Below are 25,660 nucleotides of genomic sequence, written 5' to 3'. Positions count from 1 at the left end.
TCCTCCGAACACTTGAAATCAAATATAAATCAGAAAGCAAAAATATGAGTATGTCCCTCGCCCAAAAACTGGCCGCTGACAGCGTTGCCGCGGTTGCCGAAGGGCGCAATCTTCAGGATGTTTTGGCGGAAATCCGTGCGGCGCATCCGCAGCTGACGGCGCAGGAAAACGGCGCGTTGCAGGATATTGCTTACGGATGCCAACGTTATTTGGGCAGTTTGAAGCACATGCTTGGTCAAATGCTGAAGAAGCCGATTGACAATCCGCAGCTTGAAAGCCTGCTTTTGGCGGCGATGTACCAACTGCATTACACGCGCAATGCGCCTCATGCTGTGGTCAATGAAGCGGTGGAAAGCATTGCCAAAATCGGCCGCGGCCAGTTCCGCTCGTTTGCCAATGCGATTTTGCGCCGCTTTTTGCGTGAACGCGACAAGCTCGCGGCTTCCTGCAAAAAAGACGATGTGGCGAAACACAATTTGCCGCTGTGGTGGGTGGCTTACTTGAAAAACCATTATCCGAAACATTGGCACAACATCACCACTGCGCTGCAATCGCATCCGCCGATGACTTTGCGTGTCAACCGCCGACACGGCAATGCCGAAAGTTATTTGGAAAAATTGGCTGCGGAAGGTATTGCGGCCAGGGCGTTGGACGAATACGCCGTGATGTTGGAAGAAGCCGTGCCGGTAAACCGCCTGCCCGGTTTTTCAGACGGCCTGGTGTCGGTGCAGGATTTTGGTGCGCAACGTGCTGCCTATTTATTGAACCCGAAAGACGGCGAACGCATTCTCGATGCCTGTGCAGCGCCGGGCGGCAAGACAGGCCATATCTTGGAACTGGCAGATTGTCATGTTACCGCTTTGGATATAGACGAGGGCCGTCTGAACAGGGTGAAGAGCAATCTTGACCGTTTAGGCTTTCAAAAGGCCTCTTTGACTTGTGCCGATGCGCAGGACTTGACAGCGTGGTATGATGGCAAGGCCTTTGACGCTGTCTTGGCCGATGTGCCGTGTACCGCTTCGGGTGTGGCGCGCCGCAATCCCGACGTAAAATGGCTGCGCCGGCCGACCGATGCCGTCAAAACCGCACGCCAACAGGAAGCATTATTAGACGCGCTGTGGCAGACCCTGACGAAAAACGGCAGGATGTTGCTGGCTACCTGCTCGGTCTTCGTCGAAGAAAACGACGGTCAGTTGCAAAAATTCCTTAACCGCCATGCCGATGCCGAGTTGATCGAATCGCATGTGCTTTTACCGAACAAACATCAAGATGGCTTTTATTACGCGCTTATTAAAAAGCAGTAAAACGCTGATTGTACCGCTCTTGCTCGCCGTGTCGTTGAATGCGGCGGGCGAGGGCATCAGTGCGACCCGTGCCGAGGCAAAGCTGACCCATGCCGGACAGCTTTCCGTCAGCAGCCGTTTCCGCACCGACCTGCCCGACCAGCTTAAAGAAGCACTCAAACAGGGCGTCCCCCTGCATTTCAATTTGAGTTGGCAGCTGTCAGCGCCGTCTATGTCGTCTTATAAATTCAAGTTCGACCAGCTGCTCAACAACGACAGCACGATTCAATACAAATTGTCCTTCCATCCGTTGACCAATCGCTATCGCGTTACCGTCGGTACGTTTTCTACCGAGTACGACACGCTTGAGACTGCCTTGCGTGCAGTGGGCGCGGTCGCGAATTGGAAGGTTTTGTCCAAAGGCGCGCTGAGTGATGTGGCCGCCAAAGACACGAAGGCTGAAATCCGCCTGCTGCTGACAACCGCCAAGCTGCCCAAACCGTTCCAAATCAATGCCCTGACTTCTAAAAACTGGCATTTGGATTCCGGTTGGAAATCCTTGTCGGTCGTGCAGGAGTAAACCATGCGCCGCTTTCTTCTGATTGCTGCTGTATTCGCCGTTGTTTTGTTGTACGGTCTGACTGTTGCAACGGGCAGCAGCAACGTATTGTCCGATTATTTTTGGTGGATTGTTGCTTTGTGCGGCTTGCTGTTGCTGGTGTTGGCAGCGGTGTTGGTACGCTATGTCGTGCTTTTGATGCGCGATAACAGCAAAAGCGTGTTCGGTTCGCAGATTGCGCGTCGGTTGTCGGGGATGTTTACCTTGGTTGCCGTATTGCCGGGCGTGTTTTTGTTCGGTATTTCCGCCCAGTTTATTAACGGTACGATTAATTCTTGGTTTGGCAACGATACCCATGAGGCATTGGAGCGCAGCTTAAACTTGAGCAAATCCGCGCTGAACTTGGCGGTGGATAACGCTGTCAGCAACGCCACGCCGGTGCAGATCGACTTAATCAGCGCCGCTTCGCTGGACGGCAACTTGGGGCAAACGCTGACCCAATCCGCACTTACTGCCGACTTTGCCCAGCTGGCGCTTTATAACGCGACCACCCATAAAGCCGAGAAAAGCATCAATCCCCTGAAACTAAATCAACCCGAGCTTAACAAAGAAGGATGGGAGCAGCTGGAGCAGACCGGCTCGGTGCGCAGCTTGGAAAACATTGGCGGCGTGCTGTATGCTCAAGGTTGGATGCTGATCGGTACGCATAAAAATCAGGATTATGCGCTATTTTTCCGTCAGCCGATTCCGAAAGATGTTGCCCAAGACGCGACGTTGATTGAAGCGGCCCGCGCCAAATATGCTGAGCTGAGTTATACCAAAAAAGGCCTGCAAACCTTTTTCTTGTCCACGCTGTTGGTCGCGACATTGTTGGCCATCTTTTTGGCGCTGGTGATGGCTTTGTATTTTGCCCGCCGTTTTGTGGCGCCGGTGTTGTCATTGGCAGAGGGTGCGCGGGCGGTGGCTCAGGGCGACTTCAGCCAGACCCGGCCGGTATTCCGCAATGACGAGTTCGGCCGGTTGACCCAGTTATTCAACCACATGACCGAGCAATTATCGATTGCCAAAGAGGCGGACGAGCGCAACCGTTTGCGCGAAGAAGCCGCACGCCATTATTTAGAATGCGTGTTGGAAAGTTTGACCACAGGCGTGATTACTTTGGATGCCGATGGCCGTCTGAAAACCTTTAACAAGGCCGCCGAACAGATTTTGGGCGTTTCGCTGGTGTCTTTGTGGGGCAGCAACTGGCATCAATGGCACGGCAAATCGCCGCAGCAAACCCTGTTGGCCGATGTGTTTGCCGCCATTAATGAAACCGCCGACAGCGACAAACCCGTCCAAGTCGAATATGCCGCGCCCGACGATGCCCGAATCTTGTTGGGTAAGGCCACCATCCTGCCGGAAGACAACGATAACGGTGTGGTGATGGTGATTGATGACATTACCGTCTTGATACGCGCGCAAAAAGAGGCCGCATGGGGCGAAGTGGCGAAACGTTTGGCGCACGAAATCCGAAATCCGCTTACACCTATCCAACTTTCCGCTGAGAGATTGGCATGGAAATTGCATGATAAGCTTGATGAGCAAGACGCCCAAATCCTCAGCCGTTCAACCGATACCATCGTCAAACAGGTTGCCGCGCTGAAAGAAATGGTCGAAGCATTCCGCAATTATGCGCGTGCGCCGTCGCTGAATTTAGAAAAACAAGATTTAAACGGTTTGGTGTCGGAAGTATTGGTATTATATGAGGCTGGCGCGTGCAAATTTAATGCGCGGCTCAGCACCGACGCCTTGCCGATTGTTGCCGATACGACGGCGATGCGCCAAGTGTTGCATAACCTATTTAAGAATGCTGCAGAAGCGGCGGAGTCGGATGAAGCGCCGCAAGTAAACGTCGAAACAGGGCGCGAAGGCGGACAGGTTTTCCTGACCGTCTGCAACAACGGCAAAAGTTTCAGCAAAGAAATGCTGCACAATGCTTTTGAGCCGTACGTTACCGACAAACCGACAGGAACGGGTCTGGGTTTGCCCGTTGTGAAAAAAATTATCGAGGAGCATGGCGGCCGTATCAGCCTGAGCAATCAGAACAGCGGCGGCGCGTGCGTCAAAATAGCTTTACCGGAAATGGCAGAAACTTATGCGAAGCAGTGATATTTTGATTGTAGATGATGAAGTAGGCATCCGCGACCTGCTCTCCGAAATCCTTCAAGACGAAGGCTATACCGTTACTTTGGCCGAAAATGCCGAAGAAGCGCGCCAATTGCGTTATCAAACGCGTCCGGCCATGGTGTTGCTGGACATTTGGATGCCCGATTGCGACGGCATCACTTTGTTGAAAGAGTGGGCGAAAAACGGCCAACTCAATATGCCTGTGGTGATGATGAGCGGCCATGCCAGCATTGATACTGCGGTTGAGGCCACCAAAATCGGCGCGCTCGATTTTCTGGAAAAACCGATTGCCCTGCAAAAACTCTTGTCCGCAGTAGAACGCGCCTTGAAACATGGCGAAGTTCAGACGGCCTCCGGCATGACTTTGGACAAACTGGGCAACAGTTCCGTCATTCAAGAAATGAACGGCAGCATTGAAGCGGCCGCCAAACACAACCGCCCGCTGTTGTTGGCCGGTGAGGCAGGCTCGCCGTTTGAAATTGTCGCCCGCTATCTGCACAAAAGCGGTACGCCTTGGGTGGCAACCGACCGTGTCGAACACATTGTCGATACGCCGATGGAGCTGTTGCAAAAGGCATCAGGCGGCATTTTGTATGTCGGTGATATTGCCCGTTACAGCAAAAATATCCAAAACGGCATTGCTTTCTTGCTGGAAAAAGCCGACCGCTACAATGTCCGTGTGATTGCTTCATGCGGCTTTAAACGCGGTGAGAGCGCCGATGACGTCGTTGCCGGCCGACTGGCGGAGCTGTTGAAAGAGCGCATCAATGTTCCTTCTTTGCGCAGTCAACCAGACGATATCGTCTTTTTAATCAACCGCATCATGACCGATTTGGCCGAAAGTCAAAAAATCCAGCCGGTAAAATTCAGCGACAGCGCATTAGTGGTTTTGCGCCAATACGATTGGCCGGGCAATTACGACCAGCTTGCCGAAACGGTGAAAAACATCATGTTGGAATCTGACGGCAAAGAAGTGGACGAGCAGGCCGTTGCCGTGGCTTTGGGTCAGAAGGAAAACGCGACGGCGACAGAAATCATCGGCGGCTTCAATTTCAATATGCCTTTGCGCGAATTGAGGGAAGAAGTCGAGCGCCGCTACTTTGAGTACCACATCGCCCAAGAAGGCCAAAATATGAGCCGCGTGGCGCAAAAGGTCAGTTTGGAACGTACACACCTTTACCGCAAACTCAAACAACTCGGTATCAGCGTATCGCGCCGCAGCGCCGATAAATCCGAAGAATAAGCGCAATATCGGTTCAAACACAAAAGAGGCCGTCTGAAAGCCATCAGGTTTTTCAGACGGCATCGTCATTTGACGGTTTGCTTAGACAAGCGATACTTTATAAAAATAATGATATGGCTCGGAGGTGTTATTTTGCCTTTTAAGCCGAAAGAAGTTTTATATCAATAAAATTTTCAGACGGCCTCGATTTACTTCGGGCCGTCTGAACAACCATTACGAAAAGGGAACAGATTGATGACGGAAAACGAGCGTTTTGCTTGGTTGCAACTGGCATTTACGCCCTATATCGGCGCAGAAAGTTTTTTGGTGCTGTTGCAGCAATTCGGTAGTGCACAAGCAGCCTTGAATGCGCCGGCAGACAAAATTGCCGCGTTGGTACGCCATAAACAGGCGGCCGAGTCATGGCGCAATGCGGACAAACGGGCAGTGGCGCAGCGGTCTGCCGAAGCCGCTTTACAATGGGAAATGCAGGACGGTTGCCGTCTGTTGCTGCTGCAAGATGATGATTTCCCCGAAATGCTGACACAAGGAATTACCGCGCCGCCGGTTTTGTTTTTACGCGGCAATGCAGAGTTGTTGCATACACCTTCTGCCGCGATTGTCGGCAGCCGCCATGCCACGCCACAGGCAATGCGGATTGCCAAAGATTTCGGCAGGGCATTGAGTGAAAAAGGCATTCCCGTCGTATCGGGTATGGCTTCGGGTATTGACACCGCCGCCCATCAGGGCGCATTGCAGGCAGATGGCGGCACTATTGCCGTCTGGGGAACCGGTATAGACCGCATTTATCCGCCATCCAATAAAAACCTTGCTTATGAAATTGCTGAAAGGGGATTGATTGTCAGCGAGTTCCCTTTAGATACGCGTCCGTTTGCAGGCAATTTTCCGCGTCGCAACCGTCTGATTGCCGCGTTATCGCAGCTGACATTGGTGGTAGAAGCGGCATTGGAATCCGGCTCATTGATTACTGCCAAGCTGGCGGCGGAGATGGGGCGCGAAGTGATGGCGGTGCCCGGGTCGATAGACAATCCGCATAGCAAAGGCTGCCACAAGCTGATTAAAGACGGGGCAAAACTGGTGGAATGTCTGGACGATATTCTCCATGAGTGTCCGCAGCTATTGCAAAATACGCCTGTTCCATCATATTCTATAAATAAGACGGTAAAACCGAAAAACGATCAAACCAAACATCTGCAACAAAAAACAATAGCGGATGAACCGCAAAGGCCGTCTGAAAACCTACCTGCCGCCCCATCAACAAGCGCTTTATTGGAAGCAATGGGTTACGACCCGATACATCCCGATATTTTGGCGCAACAAACCAATACGGCAGCGGCAGACGTGTACGCACAGCTTTTGGAATACGAACTTGACGGTATCGTCGCCGCTTTGCCGGGCGGCCGTTACCAGCGCATCAAAGCATAAATTATCTATATTTAAGGAACCAGCATGACCGAAGTCATTGCCTATTTAATCGAACACTTCCAAGATTTCGACAACTGTCCGCCTCCGGAAGATTTGGGTCGCCTGCTGGAAGATGCAGGTTTTGACGCTACGGAAATCGGCAATACATTGATGATGATGGAAGTCTTGTTCAATACGTCCGAATTTTATGCCGAGCCGTTTAACAGCGATTCCCTGCGCGTATTCTGCCGTGAAGAAGCTGAAAACCTGCCGCAGGAAGTCATGGGCTTGATGCAGTATCTGGTTGCCGAACACGCAATTACTTATGAGCAACGCGAAATCGTCATTCACGCCCTGATGCATATTCCATCGGACGAAATTACCCTCGATACCGCCAAAGTGTTGGTATTGCTGGTGTTGTGGATGCACAAGAGCGAGTTGCCCGTCCTGATAGGCGACGACTTGATGAGTGCATTGACCGGACAAAACGTGATGCACTAAAACCTTTTTTCAGACGGCCTCAATAATAAAGGCCGTCTGAAACATAAATCCAATACATCCAAAAGAGAACAACAATGGCGAAAAACCTATTAATCGTCGAATCCCCGTCCAAAGCCAAAACCCTGAAAAAATATCTGGGCGGTGATTTTGAAATCTTGGCGTCTTACGGCCACGTCCGCGATTTGGTTCCGAAAAGCGGAGCAGTCGATCCCGACAATGGCTTTGCCATGAAATACCAATTGATCAGCCGCAACAGCAAACACGTTGATGCCATCGTTGCCGGTGCCAAAGAAGCTGAAAACATCTACCTTGCAACTGACCCGGATAGGGAAGGCGAAGCCATTTCTTGGCATCTTTTGGAAATCCTCAAATCCAAACGCGGCTTGAAAAACATTAAGCCGCAGCGTGTCGTGTTTCACGAAATCACCAAAAACGCCGTGCTCGATGCGGTTGCCCATCCGCGCGAAATCGAAATGGACTTGGTCGATGCGCAACAAGCCCGTCGTGCTTTGGACTATCTTGTAGGTTTCAACCTCTCGCCATTATTGTGGAAAAAAATCCGCCGCGGTTTGAGTGCAGGCCGTGTGCAAAGCCCTGCTTTGCGCCTGATTTGCGAACGCGAAAACGAAATCCGCGCGTTTGAAGCGCAGGAATATTGGACGGTGCATCTCGACAGCCACAAAGGCCGCAGTAAGTTTACCGCCAAACTCGCCCAATACAACGGCGCAAAACTCGAACAATTCGACCTGCCGAATGAAGCTGCGCAAGCCGATGTGTTGAAAGAACTCGAAGGCAAAGAGGCCGTCGTTACCGCCATTGAAAAGAAAAAGCGCAGCCGCAATCCTGCCGCGCCGTTTACGACATCAACCATGCAGCAGGATGCTGTGCGCAAACTCGGCTTTACCACCGACCGCACCATGCGTACCGCCCAACAGCTTTATGAAGGTATAGACGTAGGGCAGGGCGCCATCGGTCTGATTACCTATATGCGTACCGACAGCGTGAATTTGGCTGATGAAGCGTTAACCGAAATCCGCCATTACATCGAAAACAAAATCGGCAAAGAATATCTGCCGAGTGCCGCCAAGCAGTACAAAACCAAATCCAAAAACGCCCAAGAAGCACACGAAGCGATCCGTCCGACTTCCGTGTACCGCACGCCCGAAAGCGTCAAACCCTTCTTGAGCGCAGACCAGTTCAAACTGTACCAAATGATTTGGCAGCGCACCGTTGCCTGTCAGATGACGCCCGCCAAATTCGACCAAACCACCGTCGATATTACCGTCGGAAAAGGCGTATTCCGCGTAACCGGACAAGTGCAAACCTTCGCAGGCTTTTTGAGCGTGTATGAAGAAAGCAGTGACGACGAAGAGAGTGAAGACAGCAAAAAACTGCCCGAAATGAGCGAAGGCGATAAATTGCCGGTTGACAAACTTTACGGCGAACAACACTTCACCACTCCGCCGCCGCGCTACAACGAAGCCACGTTGGTTAAAGCTCTCGAAGAATACGGCATTGGTCGCCCTTCAACCTACGCCAGTATCATCTCCACGCTCAAAGACCGCGAATACGTTACCCTTGAGCAAAAACGCTTCATGCCTACCGATACAGGCGACATCGTCAATAAATTCTTGACCGAACACTTCGCCCAATACGTCGACTACCACTTTACCGCCAAACTCGAAGACCAGCTTGACGAAATTGCCAACGGCAAACGCCAATGGATTCCCGTGATGGACAAATTCTGGAAGCCGTTCATCAAGCAAGTGGAAGAAAAAGAAGGCATCGAACGCGCCAAATTTACCACGCAGGAACTTGACGAAACCTGTCCGAAATGCAGCGAACACAAACTGCAAATCAAATTCGGCAAAATGGGTCGTTTCGTCGCGTGTGCCGGTTATCCCGAGTGCAGCTACACGCGCAATGTCAATGAAACTGCAGAGGAAGCTGCTGAACGCATCGCCAAAGCGGAAGCAGAACAAGCCGAACTTGACGGACGCGAATGCCCGAAATGCGGCGGTCGTCTGGTGTACAAATACAGCCGTACCGGCAGCAAATTCATCGGTTGCGCCAACTATCCGAAATGCAAACACGTTGAACCGCTGGAAAAACCGAAAGATACCGGTGTCCAATGCCCGCAATGCAAAAAAGGCAACCTCGTCGAGCGCAAATCCCGTTACGGCAAACTGTTTTACAGTTGCAGTACCTATCCCGACTGCAACTACGCCACATGGAATCCACCCATTGCAGAAACCTGTCCAAAATGCGCATGGCCGGTTTTGACCATCAAAACCACCAAACGCTGGGGCGTGGAAAAAGTCTGCCCGCAAAAAGAATGCGGCTGGAAAGAACAGATTGAACCGCCTGCACCGAAGGAATAATTTGTTAAAGCTTGGATAGAAAAAGGCCGTTTGAAAAATGATTTTCAGACGGCTTTTTGTATTGAAAAGATAAAGGGGAATACGGTTTGATAGCAGTTTCACTATATAATTGAGGCCGTCTGAAAAATCGGCATCTTTTTAAGAATTATGGCAAACAACAAACATTCCAAACACAGCAATCAAGTACGTATCATTGGCGGACAATGTAGGGGACGAAAGTTAACATTTTTATCTGCAGATGGTCTGCGCCCGACACCTGACAGCGTGCGTGAAAAATTGTTTAACTGGCTGGGTCAGGATTTAACCGGTAAAACAGTATTGGATTTATTCAGCGGTAGCGGTGCTTTGGGAATGGAGGCTGCTTCTCGTAATGCGGCAAAAGTGGTAATGGTCGATAACCACCGCCAAACTGTTCAAACGCTTCAGAAAAATATCCGAGAATTAGGTTTGAAACAAGTAGAAATCGTGTGTTCAGACGGCATGGCTTATCTGGCAAGGCCGTCTGAAAAATTTGATGTCGTATTTCTTGATCCGCCGTTTGCATGGGAAGATTGGCAAAATCTGTTTATCCGATTGCAAAGCCACTTGAAAAATGGGGCAATGGTCTATATTGAAGCAAGAAAGCTGCCTGAAAAACCGGATTGGCTGGAAATTTATCGGGAAGGAAAGGCGGGAATGAGTAGGTTTGAATTGTTGCTCTATTTGCAAGTTGCTGAATAGTATGGAATTTGAGAATCATTCCCAAGGTGTAAAACATTCTTTCAAACGGATTGTTCCGACGTCATTTGTGCTATAATCCGCGCCCAATCGGTTTTGATAATTTAAGAAAAAAGGAAATAGAAATGTCGCTCTTTATTACAGATGAGTGCATTAACTGCGATGTGTGCGAGCCGGAATGCCCTAATGATGCCATTTCGCAAGGTGAAGAAATTTACGAAATCAATCCAAATTTGTGTACGCAATGTGTGGGCCATTACGATGAGCCGCAGTGCCAACAGGTATGTCCTGTCGACTGTATCTTGATCGATGAAGAACATCCTGAAACGCACGAAGAACTGATGGCCAAGTACGAAAAAATCATTCAGTTTAAGTAAATAGTGTTTAAAAGCAAAAGCTTGGATATTTTTAAAGAAATAAATGAAAAAAAATCTTGACGGAAATCTGAGTTGCCAATAAACTAGCGTTCTCTTTTGGAGGGATTCCCGAGCGGTCAAAGGGGGCAGACTGTAAATCTGTTGCGTGAGCTTCGAAGGTTCGAATCCTTCTCCCTCCACCAAAAATTCTTACTTGGAGCAAATAGTGAGTATGCGGGTGTAGCTCAATGGTAGAGCAGAAGCCTTCCAAGCTTACGGTGAGGGTTCGATTCCCTTCACCCGCTCCAAACAATTTCGCCCATGTAGCTCAGGGGTAGAGCACTCCCTTGGTAAGGGAGAGGTCGGCAGTTCAAATCTGCCCATGGGCACCATCTCATTATTACCCTTTCTTTTAAAAGCTTAGATTATAGGATATTGCCATGGCTAAGGAAAAATTTGAACGTAGCAAACCGCACGTAAACGTTGGCACCATCGGTCACGTTGACCATGGTAAAACCACTCTGACTGCTGCTTTGACTACTATTTTGGCTAAAAAATTCGGTGGCGCTGCAAAAGCTTACGACCAAATCGACAACGCTCCTGAAGAAAAAGCTCGTGGTATTACCATTAATACCTCACACGTAGAATACGAAACTGAAACCCGTCACTACGCACACGTAGACTGCCCGGGTCACGCCGACTACGTTAAAAACATGATTACCGGTGCTGCCCAAATGGACGGCGCGATCTTGGTAGTTTCCGCAGCTGACGGTCCTATGCCACAAACTCGCGAACACATTCTGTTGGCTCGTCAAGTAGGCGTACCTTACATCATCGTATTCATGAACAAATGCGACATGGTTGATGATGAGGAATTGTTGGAACTGGTTGAGATGGAGATCCGCGATCTGTTGAGTAGCTACGATTTCCCGGGTGATGATGTACCGATTATCAAAGGTTCTGCGCTGAAGGCATTGGAAGGCGATACTTCCGAAATCGGCGAGACTGCCATCTTTGCGTTGGCAGACGCTTTGGATAGTTACATTCCCACTCCGGAGCGTGCCGTTGACAAACCGTTCCTGCTGCCGATTGAAGACGTATTTTCGATTTCCGGCCGCGGTACCGTAGTAACGGGCCGTGTGGAGCGCGGTATCATCCACGTTGGTGACGAGATCGAAATCGTAGGTCTGAAAGAAACCCAAAAAACTACTTGTACCGGCGTTGAAATGTTCCGTAAACTGCTGGACGAAGGTCAAGCTGGTGACAACGTAGGTGTATTGCTGCGTGGTACTAAACGTGAAGACGTAGAGCGTGGTCAAGTATTGGCTAAACCAGGTACTATCACTCCTCACACCAAATTCAAAGCAGAAGTATACGTACTGAGCAAAGAAGAGGGCGGTCGTCACACTCCATTCTTCGCTAACTACCGTCCACAATTCTACTTCCGTACTACTGACGTAACTGGTGCAGTTACTTTGGAAGAAGGCGTAGAAATGGTAATGCCAGGTGAGAACGTAACCATTACTGTAGAACTGATTGCGCCTATCGCTATGGAAGAAGGTCTGCGCTTTGCGATTCGCGAAGGTGGTCGTACCGTAGGTGCAGGTGTGGTTTCTTCTGTAATCGCTTAAGTTTAGAGGCCAATAGCTCAATTGGTAGAGTATCGGTCTCCAAAACCGAGGGTTGGGGGTTCGAGACCCTCTTGGCCTGCCAAATAAAAAATTAACCGGCCTTGTGCCGGTTAATTTTTTTGTACTTAAGTTCTAAGATTATTTGGAATTAATTAATGGATCAATACCGCTATCTAAAATGAAGGCGGGTGGGGTATTGATAAGTGAGTAAAGATGACAGAACATCCGTCTGGACGCAAAGAAGGCCATCAGAAAAAGGAAGTTGTGGTAAGTAATAAGCCGGCTCCTGAAAAGAAAGAAGGTCTGTTTGCATATTTTAAGAGCTCTTGGACTGAGTTTAAGAAGGTAGTTTGGCCGAGTCGTGATGAAGCGGTTAAAATGACTGTATTTGTGATTATCTTCGTTGCAGTTTTAGCAGCCTTCATTTATGCGGCAGATACAATTATTTCATGGTTGTTTTTTGATGTTTTATTAAATAGGAAAGGGTAAAGATGTCAAAGCGTTGGTATGTGGTACAGGCCTATTCCGGTTTCGAGAAAAATGTTCAAAAAACATTGAAAGAGCGTATTGCTCGTGAAAACATGGAAGAATATTTCGGTCAGATTCTCGTTCCTGTAGAGGAAGTGGTAGATATCAAGAATGGCCGAAAAACCATCAGTGAGCGTAAATTCTATCCAGGCTATGTGTTGGTTGAAATGGAAATGACCGATGATTCATGGCACTTGGTTAAGAGTACCCCTCGAGTAAATGGTTTTGTAGGTGGTAGCGGAAATCGTCCAATCCCAATTTCTCAAAAAGATGCAGATGCTATTTTGCAACAAGTCAAAACAGGTGTTGAGAAGCCAAAACCAAAAGTTGAATTTGAGGTTGGTCAGCAGGTTCGTGTGAATGAAGGTCCATTTGCTGATTTCAATGGAATTGTTGATGAGGTTAACTACGAGCGTAATAGACTGCGTGTTTCAGTTCAGATTTTTGGTCGTGAAACACCGGTTGAATTAGAGTTCGGTCAGGTTGAAAAGATTTAAGTGGTTTAATTCGCTTGAAATTTTTTTTTAAAGCGGATATAATCGCAAATTCTGTTTGGGAAGCGGAATGGTTCCGCGTTATACCCGTTTTTAGGAGTCCTTAAGTGGCAAAGAAAATTATCGGCTACATCAAACTGCAAATTCCTGCAGGTAAAGCCAATCCATCTCCCCCAGTTGGTCCTGCTTTGGGTCAACGTGGTTTAAATATCATGGAATTCTGTAAAGCATTTAATGCTGCAACCCAAGGTATGGAACCTGGTTTGCCAATTCCAGTCGTGATCACCGCATTTGCAGATAAATCATTCACATTTGTGATGAAAACCCCGCCAGCTTCTATCTTGTTGAAAAAAGCTGCTGGTCTGCAAAAAGGTAGTTCTAATCCTCTGACTAACAAAGTGGGTAAATTGACCCGCGCTCAGTTGGAAGAAATTGCTAAAACTAAAGAGCCTGATTTGACTGCTGCTGACTTGGATGCGGCTGTTCGTACTATCGCCGGCTCTGCTCGCTCAATGGGCTTGGATGTGGAGGGTGTTGTATAATGGCTAAAGTATCTAAACGCTTGAAAGCTCTTCGCTCTTCTGTTGAAGCTAATAAACTGTACGCAATCGATGAAGCAATTGCTTTGGTTAAAAAAGCTGCTACTGCTAAATTTGACGAGTCTGTTGACGTATCTTTCAACTTGGGTGTTGATCCTCGTAAATCTGACCAAGTTATTCGTGGTTCAGTCGTTCTGCCTAAAGGTACCGGTAAAACAACTCGCGTAGCTGTGTTTACTCAAGGTGCAAATGCAGATGCTGCTAAAGAAGCTGGTGCAGATATTGTTGGTTTTGAAGATCTGGCCGCTGAAATCAAAGCTGGTAACCTGAACTTTGACGTTGTTATTGCTTCTCCTGATGCAATGCGTATCGTTGGTCAATTGGGTACCATCTTGGGTCCTCGTGGCCTGATGCCAAACCCTAAAGTAGGTACTGTTACTCCTAACGTTGCTGAAGCAGTTAAAAATGCAAAAGCAGGTCAAGTACAATACCGTACAGATAAAGCCGGTATCGTTCACGCAACTATCGGTCGTGCTTCTTTCGCTGAAGCTGACTTGAAAGAAAACTTCAATGCGTTGCTGGATGCTATCGTTAAAGCCAAACCTGCTGCTGCTAAAGGCCAGTACCTGAAAAAAGTTGCTGTATCCAGCACTATGGGTTTGGGTGTTCGCGTTGATACTGCAAGCGTGAACAACTAAGAAATTTTCAGGTGATCCGGTTTTTTGGATTGCCTGAATTTGGGCTACTTAAAATTAAGTAGATGTCCAAGACCGTAGGGATCGTAAGATTTAATCGTAATTGCCCTACGCAGACGGTAGTCCTGAAACACATTGCAAGATTGCTTGTAAGATGTCTTTTTAGGTTACCGCGCTGGTGGGATATCATTCGGTATCCTGTTTATAAACAGTGGGAGGTAGACCTTGAGTCTCAATATTGAAACCAAGAAAGTGGCCGTAGAGGAAATTAGCGCAGCAATTGCTAACGCTCAAACTCTCGTAGTCGCTGAATATCGCGGTATCAGTGTTTCCAGCATGACTGAGCTTCGTGCAAATGCACGTAAAGAAGGCGTTTACTTGCGCGTTCTGAAAAATACTCTGGCTCGTCGCGCAGTAGAGGGTACTTCATTCGCAGGTTTGGCCGATCAAATGGTTGGTCCATTGGTTTACGCTGCTTCTGAAGATGCTGTTGCTGCTGCTAAAGTGCTGCACCAATTCGCGAAAAAAGATGACAAAATTATCGTTAAAGCTGGTTCTTACAATGGCGAAGTGATGAACCCTGCTCAGGTTGCTGAGTTGGCTTCTATTCCAAGCCGCGAAGAACTGTTGTCCAAACTGTTGTTCGTTATGCAAGCTCCTGTATCAGGCTTTGCACGTGGTTTGGCTGCTTTGGCAGAGAAAAAAGCTGGCGAAGAAGCCGCTTAATCAATTTTGTTTCATTTAATCAATTATTTTTTAATACAATATTTGGAGTAAAATAGCATGGCTATTACTAAAGAAGACATTTTGGAAGCCGTTGGTTCTTTGACCGTAATGGAATTGAACGACCTGGTTAAAGCTTTTGAAGAGAAATTTGGCGTTTCTGCTGCTGCCGTTGCAGTTGCAGGTCCTGCGGGTGCTGGTGCAGCTGCTGCTGAAGAAAAAACTGAATTTGACGTAGTATTGGCTTCTGCTGGTGATCAAAAAGTTGGCGTGATTAAAGTTGTCCGCGCTATCACTGGCTTGGGTCTGAAAGAAGCTAAAGACATCGTTGACGGTGCACCTAAAACTCTGAAAGAGGGTGTTTCTAAAGCTGAAGCTGAAGACATCCAAAAACAACTGGAAGAAGCCGGCGCTAAAGTCGAAATCAAATAATTTGATGCTTCCTGTGAAGGCTGGCAGTTTTCTGCCAGCCTTATTTTGCTTCTTAAAATAAGCATCAGGCATTGTTTACATTTATTTGCATAGTCTTGATAAAACCATTGCAAATAAATGTAAATATCAGGTTGATGCATGCCGTTGTTTTAGACGGCCTATTATTTAAAATTGCTTTTCGGAGTGTATATGAGCTATTCGTTTACCGAGAAAAAACGTATCCGTAAGAGTTTTGCAAAGCGAGAGAATGTCTTGGATGTTCCTTTCTTGCTGGCAACCCAAATTGATTCTTATGCGAAATTTTTACAGTTGGAAAACGCTTTTGACCAACGTACTGATGATGGTCTGCAAGCAGCATTCAATTCTATTTTCCCGATTGTGAGTCATAATGGTTATGCACGATTGGAGTTTGTGCATTACACATTGGGCGAACCTTTGTTCGATATTCCTGAATGTCAATTGCGCGGTATTACTTATGCGGCTCCATTGCGTGCACGTATCCGTTTGGTGATTTTGGATAAAGAAGCGTCTAAACCGACCGTAAAAGAAGTTCGTGAAAACGAAGTATATATGGGCGAAATCCCATTGATGACGCCAAGTGGCTCTTTTGTCATCAATGGTACTGAGCGTGTGATTGTTTCCCAGCTACACCGTTCTCCTGGTGTGTTCTTTGAGCATGACCGTGGTAAAACACATTCTTCCGGTAAGCTGTTGTTCTCTGCTCGTATTATTCCTTACCGCGGTTCATGGTTGGATTTCGAATTTGATCCAAAAGATTTGCTGTATTTCCGTATCGACCGTCGCCGTAAAATGCCGGTTACGATTTTGTTGAAAGCTTTGGGCTACAACAATGAACAAATTTTGGATATTTTCTACGACAAAGAAACTTTCTATTTGTCTTCAAACGGTGTTCAAACTGATCTGGTTGCAGGCCGTCTGAAAGGTGAAACTGCCAAAGTTGATATCTTGGATAAAGAAGGCAATGTACTGGTTGCCAAAGGTAAACGCATTACTGCGAAAAATATCCGTGATATTACCAATGCGGGCTTGACTCGTTTGGATGTAGAGCCAGAAAGCTTGATAGGCAAATCATTGGCTGCTGACCTGATTGATCCGGAAACCGGCGAAGTATTGGCTTCTGCTAACGATGAAATTACAGAAGAACTGTTGGCCAAACTTGATATCCATGGTGTAAAAGAAATTACGACCCTTTATATCAATGAATTGGATCAAGGTGGTTACATCTCCAGTACTCTGCGTACAGACGAAACTGCTGATCAGCAAGCTGCACGCGTAGCGATTTACCGCATGATGCGTCCTGGCGAACCACCTACCGAAGAAGCTGTTGAGCAACTCTTCAACCGCTTGTTCTTCAGTGAAGACAGCTATGATTTGTCTCGCGTAGGCCGTATGAAATTTAATACACGCACATACGAGCAAAAATTGTCTGAAGCACAACAAAACTCTTGGTATGGCCGTTTGTTAAATGAGACTTTGGCCGGCGCATCCGAAAAAGGTGGTTACGTTCTGAGCGTTGAAGACATCGTTGCTTCTATTGCGACATTGGTTGAACTGCGTAACGGTCATGGCGAAGTAGACGATATTGACCACTTGGGTAATCGTCGTGTTCGTTCTGTGGGTGAGTTGACTGAAAACCAATTCCGCAGCGGTTTGGCTCGTGTAGAACGTGCAGTTAAAGAGCGTTTGAACCAAGCAGAATCTGAGAACTTGATGCCGCATGACTTGATCAATGCGAAACCTGTTTCTGCCGCGATTAAAGAATTCTTCGGTTCCAGCCAATTGAGCCAATTTATGGATCAGACCAACCCATTGTCTGAAGTAACCCATAAACGCCGTGTATCTGCATTGGGCCCGGGCGGTTTGACTCGCGAACGTGCAGGCTTTGAGGTGCGAGACGTACATCCGACCCACTATGGCCGTGTATGTCCTATTGAAACACCTGAAGGTCCAAACATTGGTTTGATCAACTCATTGTCCGTTTATGCGCGTACCAATGATTATGGTTTCTTGGAAACTCCTTACCGCCGTGTTGTCGATGGTAAAGTAACTGAAGAAATCGACTACTTGTCTGCTATCGAAGAAGGCCGTTATGTGATTGCACAGGCGAATGCCGATTTGGACAAAGACGGTAATTTGATTGGCGACTTGGTCACTTGTCGTGAAAAAGGTGAAACCATTATGGCAACGCCTGACCGCGTTCAATATATGGACGTGGCAACTGGTCAAGTGGTATCTGTAGCGGCATCTCTGATTCCATTCTTGGAACATGATGACGCGAACCGTGCATTAATGGGTGCCAACATGCAACGTCAGGCCGTACCGTGTCTGCGCCCTGAAAAACCAATGGTTGGTACCGGTATCGAGCGCTCTGTTGCCGTTGACTCTGCTACTGCAATCGTTGCCCGTCGTGGCGGTGTAGTTGAGTATGTCGATGCCAACCGTGTTGTGATTCGTGTTCATGACGATGAAGCGACTGCCGGTGAAGTGGGTGTCGATATTTACAACTTGGTTAAATTCACCCGTTCCAACCAATCTACCAATATCAATCAGCGTCCTGCCGTCAAAGCAGGTGACGTTTTGCAACGCGGCGATTTAATTGCTGACGGTGCGTCTACCGATTTGGGCGAATTGGCTTTGGGTCAAAACATGACCATCGCCTTCATGCCATGGAATGGTTATAACTATGAAGACTCGATTCTGATTTCTGAAAAAGTGGCTGCGGACGATCGTTATACTTCGATTCACATTGAAGAACTGAACGTTGTTGCCCGTGATACCAAGCTGGGTGCGGAAGACATTACCCGCGATATTCCGAACTTGTCTGAGCGTATGCAAAACCGTTTGGATGAATCCGGTATTGTTTACATCGGTGCGGAAGTAGAGGCCGGTGACGTCTTGGTGGGTAAAGTAACGCCTAAAGGCGAAACTCAACTGACTCCTGAAGAAAAACTGCTGCGTGCCATCTTCGGTGAAAAAGCGTCTGACGTAAAAGATACTTCATTGCGTATGCCTACCGGCATGAGCGGTACCGTTATCGACGTTCAAGTCTTTACTCGTGAAGGTATCCAACGCGACAAACGTGCTCAATCCATTATTGATTCTGAATTGAAACGTTACCGTCAAGATTTGGGCGATCAATTGCGTATTTTCGATAATGACGCATTCGACCGTATCGAGCGTATGATTGTTGGTCAAAAAGCCAATGGTGGTCCGATGAAGCTGGCTAAAGGCAGCGAAATTACTACCGAATATTTGGCAAGCCTGTCCAGCAAACATGATTGGTTTGACATCCGTCTGGCTGACGAAGATTTGGCCAAGCAGTTGGAACTGATTAAATTGAGCCTGCAACAAAAACGCGAAGAAGCGGATGAGTTGTATGAGATCAAGAAGAAAAAACTGACCCAAGGCGACGAGCTGCAACCAGGCGTACAAAAAATGGTGAAAGTATTTATCGCCATCAAACGCCGTCTGCAAGCCGGTGACAAAATGGCGGGTCGCCACGGTAACAAAGGTGTGGTATCACGCATTCTGCCGGTGGAAGACATGCCTTACATGGCTGACGGCCGTCCGGTAGACATCGTACTGAACCCGTTGGGTGTACCTTCCCGTATGAACATCGGTCAGATTTTGGAAGTTCACTTGGGTTGGGCGGCAAAAGGTATCGGCGAGCGTATCGACCGTATGCTGAAAGAGCAACGCAAAGCCAGCGAGCTGCGTGAATTCTTGAACAAGCTCTACAACGGTAGCGGCAAGAAAGAAGATTTGGACAGCCTGACAGATGAAGAAATCATCGAATTGGCTTCCAACCTGCGTAAAGGTGCATCTTTCGCTTCTCCTGTATTCGACGGTGCGAAAGAGTCTGAAATCCGCGAAATGTTGAACTTGGCTTACCCAAGCGAAGATCCTGAGGTTGAGAAACTGGGCTTCAACGACAGTAAAACGCAAATCACGCTGTATGACGGCCGTTCAGGCGAAGCATTTGACCGCAAGGTTACAGTCGGTGTGATGCACTATCTGAAACTGCACCACTTGGTTGACGAAAAAATGCACGCCCGTTCTACCGGTCCATACAGTCTGGTTACCCAACAGCCTCTGGGCGGTAAAGCTCAGTTCGGTGGCCAACGTTTCGGTGAGATGGAGGTTTGGGCATTGGAAGCATACGGCGCGGCATACACGCTGCAAGAGATGCTGACTGTGAAGTCTGACGACGTGAACGGCCGTACCAAAATGTACGAAAACATCGTCAAAGGCGAACACAAAATCGATGCCGGTATGCCTGAATCCTTCAACGTATTGGTTAAAGAGATTCGCTCACTGGGCTTGGATATCGATTTGGAACGCTACTAAACAGAAGTTTTCAGACGGCCTTTTAAGGTCGTCTGAAAAAGCGGGTTCAGAATAAGAATGAAGCAATCGGCATTTAGGCCGTCTGAAATCAAAAGTACCGTTTCCAATATCGAAAATCCGCCACGCGGTAAAAATACTTCCTTCAAGGAGCAAAAATGAATTTGTTGAACTTATTTAATCCGTTGCAAACCACCGGCATGGAAGAAGAGTTTGATGCCATCAAAATCGGTATTGCCTCTCCCGAAACCATCCGCTCATGGTCTTATGGCGAAGTTAAAAAACCTGAAACCATTAACTACCGTACGTTCAAACCTGAGCGCGACGGTTTGTTCTGCGCCAAAATCTTTGGCCCGGTTAAAGACTATGAATGTTTGTGCGGTAAGTACAAACGCTTGAAATTTAAAGGCGTAACCTGTGAAAAATGTGGCGTAGAAGTTACCCTGTCCAAAGTGCGCCGCGAACGTATGGGCCATATCGAATTGGCTGCACCTGTTGCACATATTTGGTTCTTAAAATCCCTGCCTTCCCGCCTGGGTATGGTATTGGACATGACGTTGCGTGATATCGAACGTGTATTGTACTTTGAAGCATTCGTGGTGACCGATCCCGGCATGACTCCGTTGCAACGCCGTCAATTGCTGACTGAAGACGATTACTACAACAAGCTGGACGAATACGGCGATGACTTTGATGCCAAAATGGGTGCGGAAGGTATCCGCGAATTGCTGCGCACCCTGGATATTGTCAGCGAAATCGAAATCCTGCGTCAAGAGCTAGAATCTACCGGTTCTGACACTAAAATCAAAAAAATTGCCAAACGCTTGAAAGTATTGGAAGCCTTCCACCGTTCCGGTATGAAGCTGGAATGGATGATTATGGACGTGCTGCCGGTATTGCCACCTGATTTGCGTCCGTTGGTTCCATTGGATGGTGGTCGTTTTGCCACTTCCGATTTGAACGATTTGTACCGCCGCGTTATCAACCGTAACAACCGTCTGAAACGTCTGTTGGAACTGCATGCGCCTGACATCATCGTTCGTAATGAAAAACGTATGTTGCAAGAAGCAGTTGACTCTCTGTTGGATAACGGCCGTCGCGGTAAAGCCATGACCGGTGCCAATAAACGTCCGCTGAAATCATTGGCTGACATGATTAAAGGTAAAGGCGGCCGCTTCCGTCAAAACCTGCTGGGTAAACGTGTGGACTACTCCGGTCGTTCCGTGATTACCGTAGGCCCATACCTGCGTCTGCACCAATGTGGTCTGCCGAAAAAAATGGCGTTGGAACTGTTCAAACCATTCATTTTCCACAAATTGGAAAAACAAGGTTTGGCGTCTACTGTTAAAGCTGCGAAAAAATTGGTAGAACAAGAAGTACCTGAAGTATGGGATATCTTGGAAGAAGTGATCCGCGAACATCCGATTATGCTGAACCGTGCGCCAACCCTGCACCGTTTGGGTATTCAAGCGTTCGAACCTATCCTGATCGAAGGTAAAGCGATTCAGTTGCACCCATTGGTGTGTGCCGCATTTAACGCCGACTTTGACGGTGACCAAATGGCTGTACACGTTCCATTGAGCTTGGAAGCACAAATGGAAGCACGCACGCTGATGCTGGCTTCAAACAACGTATTGTCTCCAGCCAACGGCGAACCAATCATCGTACCTTCTCAAGATATCGTATTGGGTCTGTACTACATGACCCGCGACCGTATCAATGCCAAAGGCGAAGGCAGCCTGTTTGCCGATGTGAAAGAAGTGCATCGTGCATACCATACCAAACAGGTTGAACTGGGTACGAAAATTACCGTACGTCTGCGCGAATGGGTAAAAAACGAAGCAGGTGAGTTTGAGCCTGTCGTTAACCGTTACGAAACGACTGTCGGCCGTGCATTGTTGAGCGAAATCTTGCCTAAAGGCCTGCCGTTCGAGTACATCAACAAAGCGCTGAAGAAAAAAGAAATTTCTAAACTGATTAACGCATCATTCCGTCTGTGCGGTTTGCGTGACACAGTTATTTTTGCCGACCACTTGATGTATACCGGTTTCGGTTTTGCGGCTAAAGGCGGTATTTCCATTGCGGTTGACGATATGGAAATTCCGAAAGAAAAAGCAGCCTTGCTGGCTGAGGCTAATGCCGAAGTTAAAGAAATCGAAGACCAATACCGTCAAGGTTTGGTGACCAACGGCGAACGTTACAACAAAGTGGTCGATATTTGGGGTCGTGCCGGCGATAAGATCGCTAAAGCGATGATGGACAATCTGTCCAAACAAAAAGTTATCGACCGTGACGGCAACGAAGTTGATCAAGAGTCCTTCAACTCTATTTACATGATGGCCGACTCTGGTGCCCGTGGTTCTGCAGCTCAGATTAAACAGTTGTCCGGTATGCGTGGTTTGATGGCCAAACCTGACGGCTCTATTATCGAAACGCCAATTACCTCTAACTTCCGCGAAGGTTTGACTGTATTGCAATACTTTATTGCGACCCACGGTGCGCGTAAAGGTTTGGCGGATACCGCGTTGAAAACGGCAAACTCTGGTTACCTGACCCGTCGTCTGGTAGACGTAACTCAAGACTTGGTCGTTGTTGAAGATGATTGCGGTACTTCAGACGGCTTTGTCATGAAAGCAGTAGTACAAGGCGGTGACGTAATTGAAGCGTTGCGCGATCGTATTTTAGGCCGTGTTACAGCATCAGATGTTGTTGATCCTTCAACAGGCGAAACATTGGTTGAGGCAGGTACACTGCTGACTGAGAAATTAGTCGATATCATTGACCAATCTGGTGTTGACGAGGTTAAAGTCCGTACGCCAATTACTTGTAAAACCCGTCATGGTTTGTGTGCACACTGTTATGGCCGCGACTTGGCGCGCGGTAAACTGGTTAACGCTGGTGAAGCTGTAGGTGTAATTGCTGCACAATCTATTGGTGAGCCAGGTACTCAGCTGACCATGCGTACGTTCCACATCGGTGGTGCGGCATCTCGTGCGGCTGCTGCCAGCCAAGTGGAAGCCAAATCCAATGGTACAGCTCGTTTCAGCAGCCAAATGCGTTACGTTGCCAACAACAAAGGCGAATTGGTTGTCATTGGCCGCTCTTGTGAAGTTGTGATTCACGATGAAATCGGCCGTGAACGTGAACGTCACAAAGTACCTTACGGTGCAATCCTGTTGGTACAAGACGGCGAAGCCATTAAAGCCGGTCAAACTTTGGCAACTTGGGATCCGCATACCCGTCCGATGATTACCGAACATGCAGGTTTGGTGAAATTCGAAAACGTAGAAGAGGGTGTTACCGTTGCGAAACAAACTGACGATGTAACCGGTTTGTCTACTTTGGTAGTGATTGACGGCAAACGTCGTTCTTCTAGTGCTTCTAAACTGTTGCGTCCGACTGTCAAACTGTTGGATGAAAATGGTCTGGAAATTTGCATTCCTGGTACGACTACCCCAGTTTCTATGGCATTCCCGGTCGGTGCGGTGATTACCATCCGGGAAGGTCAGGAAGTCGGTAAGGGTGATGTGTTGGCGCGTATTCCACAAGCGTCTTCTAAAACCCGCGATATTACCGGTGGTCTGCCACGCGTAGCCGAATTGTTTGAAGCACGCGTGCCGAAAGATGCAGGTATGTTGGCTGAAATTACCGGTACCGTTTCCTTCGGTAAAGAAACCAAAGGTAAACAGCGTCTGATTATTACCGACGTAGACGGTGTAGCATACGAAACCCTGATTTCTAAAGAGAAACAGATTTTGGTACACGATGGTCAAGTGGTAAACCGCGGTGAAACCATCGTAGACGGTGCCGTAGACCCACACGACATTCTGCGTCTGCAAGGTATCGAAGCATTGGCTCGCTACATTGTTCAAGAGGTACAAGAGGTTTACCGCCTGCAAGGTGTGAAGATTTCCGATAAACACATCGAAGTCATCATCCGTCAAATGCTGCGTCGAGTGAACATTGTCGATTCCGGTGATACAGAGTTTATTACCGGCGAACAAGTTGAGCGTAGCGATGTGATGCTTGCCAATGAGAAAGCCATTGCTGAAGGCAAAGAGCCGGCACGTTATGAAAATGTGTTGTTGGGTATTACCAAAGCTTCCTTGTCTACCGACAGCTTCATTTCTGCAGCATCGTTCCAAGAAACAACCCGCGTCTTGACCGAGGCCGCTATCATGGGCAAGCAAGACGAGCTGCGCGGTTTAAAAGAGAACGTGATTGTCGGTCGATTGATTCCTGCCGGTACAGGTTTGACCTACCACCGCAGCCGTCATCAACAATGGCAGCAAGCCGATCAAGAAACTTCTGAAACCGAAGCTTCAGACGAATAATCCCTCGGGATTATTGTGAAAATAAAACCGCAAGCCAGTCTTGCGGTTTTATTTTTTTAGAGGACTTAAAAGAGGGTAGAGATTAAGGCCATCTGAATAAATAAGGAAAGCAATGGAGAAAATAAGTAGAGAACCAAATTGCGGATTTATTTAAAATGACAAAGGCCGTCTGAATGTTTCAGACGGCCTTTGTTTCTAAAATTTAGGCATAAATTGGAAAACACCAAACTTTATCAGTCATTTGCTTGACTAAACCCTTGCAATAAAAATATAATTCCAATCTTGTCGACATGGTGTCGGCAAGTATTTAACTCAACAGGACGAGAAAATATGCCAACTATTAACCAATTGGTACGCAAAGGCCGTCAAAAGCCTGTGTACGTAAACAAAGTGCCTGCACTGGAAGCTTGCCCGCAAAAACGCGGCGTATGCACCCGTGTATACACAACTACCCCTAAAAAACCTAACTCTGCATTGCGTAAAGTATGTAAAGTTCGCCTGACCAACGGTTTTGAAGTCATTTCATACATCGGCGGTGAAGGCCACAACCTGCAAGAGCACAGCGTCGTATTGATTCGCGGCGGTCGTGTAAAAGACTTGCCAGGTGTGCGTTACCACACTGTACGCGGTTCTTTGGATACAGCAGGTGTTAAAGACCGTAAACAAGCCCGTTCTAAATACGGTGCTAAGCGTCCTAAATAATTATCGGGACTCAAATAGGCACGTCGGCCGCCTAAGCTGAACAACGGCCGAGTAAGTGAATACTTAATTAGGTATTCATGGGAATAGACCCAACTGAATAGACTAAAGGAAATTAAAATGCCAAGACGTAGAGAAGTCCCTAAGCGCGACGTACTGCCAGATCCAAAATTCGGCAGCGTTGAGCTGACTAAATTCATGAACGTATTGATGATTGACGGTAAAAAATCTGTTGCAGAGCGTATCGTTTACGGTGCTCTGGAGCAAATTGAGAAAAAAACCGGCAAAGTAGCAATCGAAGTATTTAACGAAGCCATTGCAAACGCCAAACCTATCGTGGAAGTGAAAAGCCGCCGTGTAGGTGGTGCAAACTACCAAGTTCCTGTTGAAGTTCGTCCTTCACGTCGTCTGGCCTTGGCAATGCGCTGGGTTCGCGATGCGGCCCGTAAACGTGGTGAGAAATCTATGGACCTGCGTTTGGCGGGTGAATTGATTGATGCAGCTGAAGGTCGTGGCGGTGCGTTGAAAAAACGTGAAGAAGTACACCGCATGGCTGAAGCAAACAAAGCATTCTCTCACTTCCGTTTCTAATATCGAAAGGCTAACA

Annotated in this window: 20 protein-coding genes and 4 tRNA genes; all 24 read left to right on the top strand. The window is 47.8% G+C overall.

Translation table 11 applies throughout. From position 1 onward, the window contains the following. Positions 1 to 44: 44 nt before the first annotated feature. On the top strand, positions 45 to 1,304 hold the full coding sequence (gene rsmB / locus O3681_RS10670) for a 16S rRNA (cytosine(967)-C(5))-methyltransferase RsmB (RefSeq protein ID WP_308882270.1): 1,260 nt from the start codon (positions 45 to 47) through the stop codon (positions 1,302 to 1,304). Further along, the gene (locus O3681_RS10665; RefSeq protein ID WP_004520180.1) at positions 1,270 to 1,863 is read left to right on the top strand and encodes a DUF4390 domain-containing protein; all 594 of its coding nucleotides are present in this window, start codon (positions 1,270 to 1,272) and stop codon (positions 1,861 to 1,863) included. Before rsmB ends, O3681_RS10665 begins: the two co-directional genes overlap by 35 nt. Positions 1,864 to 1,866: 3 nt before the next feature. Continuing rightward, the gene (locus O3681_RS10660; protein WP_371459924.1) at positions 1,867 to 3,993 is read left to right on the top strand and encodes an ATP-binding protein; all 2,127 of its coding nucleotides are present in this window, start codon (positions 1,867 to 1,869) and stop codon (positions 3,991 to 3,993) included. Continuing rightward, positions 3,980 to 5,254, top strand: a complete 1,275-nt coding sequence (locus O3681_RS10655) for a sigma-54-dependent transcriptional regulator (RefSeq protein WP_371459923.1) — start codon at positions 3,980 to 3,982, stop codon at positions 5,252 to 5,254. The genes O3681_RS10660 and O3681_RS10655 overlap by 14 nt, the downstream gene beginning before the upstream one ends. A 234-nt stretch (positions 5,255 to 5,488) precedes the next feature. After that, positions 5,489 to 6,679, top strand: a complete 1,191-nt coding sequence (dprA, locus tag O3681_RS10650) for a DNA-processing protein DprA (protein WP_371459922.1) — start codon at positions 5,489 to 5,491, stop codon at positions 6,677 to 6,679. Positions 6,680 to 6,703: 24 nt separating this feature from the next. Continuing rightward, positions 6,704 to 7,159, top strand: coding sequence for a DUF494 family protein (locus O3681_RS10645; RefSeq protein ID WP_003749244.1), 456 nt, complete (start codon positions 6,704 to 6,706; stop codon positions 7,157 to 7,159). Positions 7,160 to 7,233: 74 nt separating this feature from the next. Further along, positions 7,234 to 9,540: a type I DNA topoisomerase gene (gene topA, locus O3681_RS10640; RefSeq protein ID WP_371459921.1), complete on the top strand. Its 2,307-nt coding sequence runs from the start codon at positions 7,234 to 7,236 to the stop codon at positions 9,538 to 9,540. A 147-nt stretch (positions 9,541 to 9,687) separates the two neighbouring features. After that, a complete protein-coding gene (gene rsmD / locus O3681_RS10635) occupies positions 9,688 to 10,260 on the top strand; it encodes a 16S rRNA (guanine(966)-N(2))-methyltransferase RsmD (protein WP_107724225.1) in 573 nt (190 codons plus the stop codon). Between the two features lie 122 nt (positions 10,261 to 10,382). Continuing rightward, positions 10,383 to 10,634 carry a YfhL family 4Fe-4S dicluster ferredoxin gene (locus O3681_RS10630; protein ID WP_003679513.1) on the top strand — a complete coding sequence of 84 codons (252 nt, stop codon included), beginning with the start codon at positions 10,383 to 10,385 and terminating at the stop codon, positions 10,632 to 10,634. Between the two features lie 98 nt (positions 10,635 to 10,732). After that, positions 10,733 to 10,816, top strand: a tRNA-Tyr gene (locus O3681_RS10625). Between the two features lie 31 nt (positions 10,817 to 10,847). Then, a tRNA-Gly gene (locus O3681_RS10620) sits at positions 10,848 to 10,921 on the top strand. 9 nt (positions 10,922 to 10,930) lie between these two features. Beyond that, positions 10,931 to 11,005 (top strand) — tRNA-Thr (locus tag O3681_RS10615). 48 nt (positions 11,006 to 11,053) lie between these two features. Then, on the top strand, positions 11,054 to 12,244 hold the full coding sequence (gene tuf, locus O3681_RS10610; protein ID WP_371459920.1) for an elongation factor Tu: 1,191 nt from the start codon (positions 11,054 to 11,056) through the stop codon (positions 12,242 to 12,244). Positions 12,245 to 12,250: 6 nt separating this feature from the next. Then, a tRNA-Trp gene (locus O3681_RS10605) sits at positions 12,251 to 12,326 on the top strand. Positions 12,327 to 12,457: 131 nt separating this feature from the next. Beyond that, positions 12,458 to 12,733: a preprotein translocase subunit SecE gene (gene secE / locus O3681_RS10600; protein WP_070461116.1), complete on the top strand. Its 276-nt coding sequence runs from the start codon at positions 12,458 to 12,460 to the stop codon at positions 12,731 to 12,733. Between the two features lie 2 nt (positions 12,734 to 12,735). After that, positions 12,736 to 13,269: a transcription termination/antitermination protein NusG gene (gene nusG / locus O3681_RS10595; RefSeq protein ID WP_371459919.1), complete on the top strand. Its 534-nt coding sequence runs from the start codon at positions 12,736 to 12,738 to the stop codon at positions 13,267 to 13,269. 104 nt (positions 13,270 to 13,373) lie between these two features. Next, positions 13,374 to 13,808 carry a 50S ribosomal protein L11 gene (gene rplK / locus O3681_RS10590; protein ID WP_002220151.1) on the top strand — a complete coding sequence of 145 codons (435 nt, stop codon included), beginning with the start codon at positions 13,374 to 13,376 and terminating at the stop codon, positions 13,806 to 13,808. After that, complete coding sequence (gene rplA, locus O3681_RS10585) at positions 13,808 to 14,503, top strand: 50S ribosomal protein L1 (RefSeq protein ID WP_003677918.1); 696 nt, start codon at positions 13,808 to 13,810, stop codon at positions 14,501 to 14,503. Before rplK ends, rplA begins: the two co-directional genes overlap by 1 nt. A gap of 222 nt (positions 14,504 to 14,725) precedes the next feature. After that, on the top strand, positions 14,726 to 15,226 hold the full coding sequence (gene rplJ, locus O3681_RS10580) for a 50S ribosomal protein L10 (protein WP_003680699.1): 501 nt from the start codon (positions 14,726 to 14,728) through the stop codon (positions 15,224 to 15,226). A 57-nt stretch (positions 15,227 to 15,283) separates the two neighbouring features. After that, on the top strand, positions 15,284 to 15,655 hold the full coding sequence (gene rplL, locus O3681_RS10575; RefSeq protein ID WP_003677916.1) for a 50S ribosomal protein L7/L12: 372 nt from the start codon (positions 15,284 to 15,286) through the stop codon (positions 15,653 to 15,655). Positions 15,656 to 15,844: 189 nt separating this feature from the next. Beyond that, positions 15,845 to 20,023 (top strand): DNA-directed RNA polymerase subunit beta, encoded by a 4,179-nt coding sequence (rpoB, locus tag O3681_RS10570; protein ID WP_101756410.1) that lies wholly within the window; start codon positions 15,845 to 15,847, stop codon positions 20,021 to 20,023. 155 nt (positions 20,024 to 20,178) lie between these two features. Further along, entirely contained in the window at positions 20,179 to 24,354 is a 4,176-nt protein-coding gene (rpoC, locus tag O3681_RS10565) for a DNA-directed RNA polymerase subunit beta' (RefSeq protein WP_371459918.1), read from the top strand. Between the two features lie 330 nt (positions 24,355 to 24,684). After that, positions 24,685 to 25,056: a 30S ribosomal protein S12 gene (gene rpsL, locus O3681_RS10560; protein ID WP_002218431.1), complete on the top strand. Its 372-nt coding sequence runs from the start codon at positions 24,685 to 24,687 to the stop codon at positions 25,054 to 25,056. 117 nt (positions 25,057 to 25,173) lie between these two features. Further along, complete coding sequence (rpsG, locus tag O3681_RS10555) at positions 25,174 to 25,644, top strand: 30S ribosomal protein S7 (protein WP_002240962.1); 471 nt, start codon at positions 25,174 to 25,176, stop codon at positions 25,642 to 25,644. The last annotated feature ends 16 nt before the right edge of the window (positions 25,645 to 25,660 follow it).

The organism is Neisseria sp. 27098_8_158 (assembly GCF_041433145.1).
GTDB classification, from domain to species: domain Bacteria; phylum Pseudomonadota; class Gammaproteobacteria; order Burkholderiales; family Neisseriaceae; genus Neisseria; species Neisseria subflava_E.
Note: the sequence above shows the minus strand (reverse complement) of the source record. Positions and strands in the feature narration are given on the sequence as shown.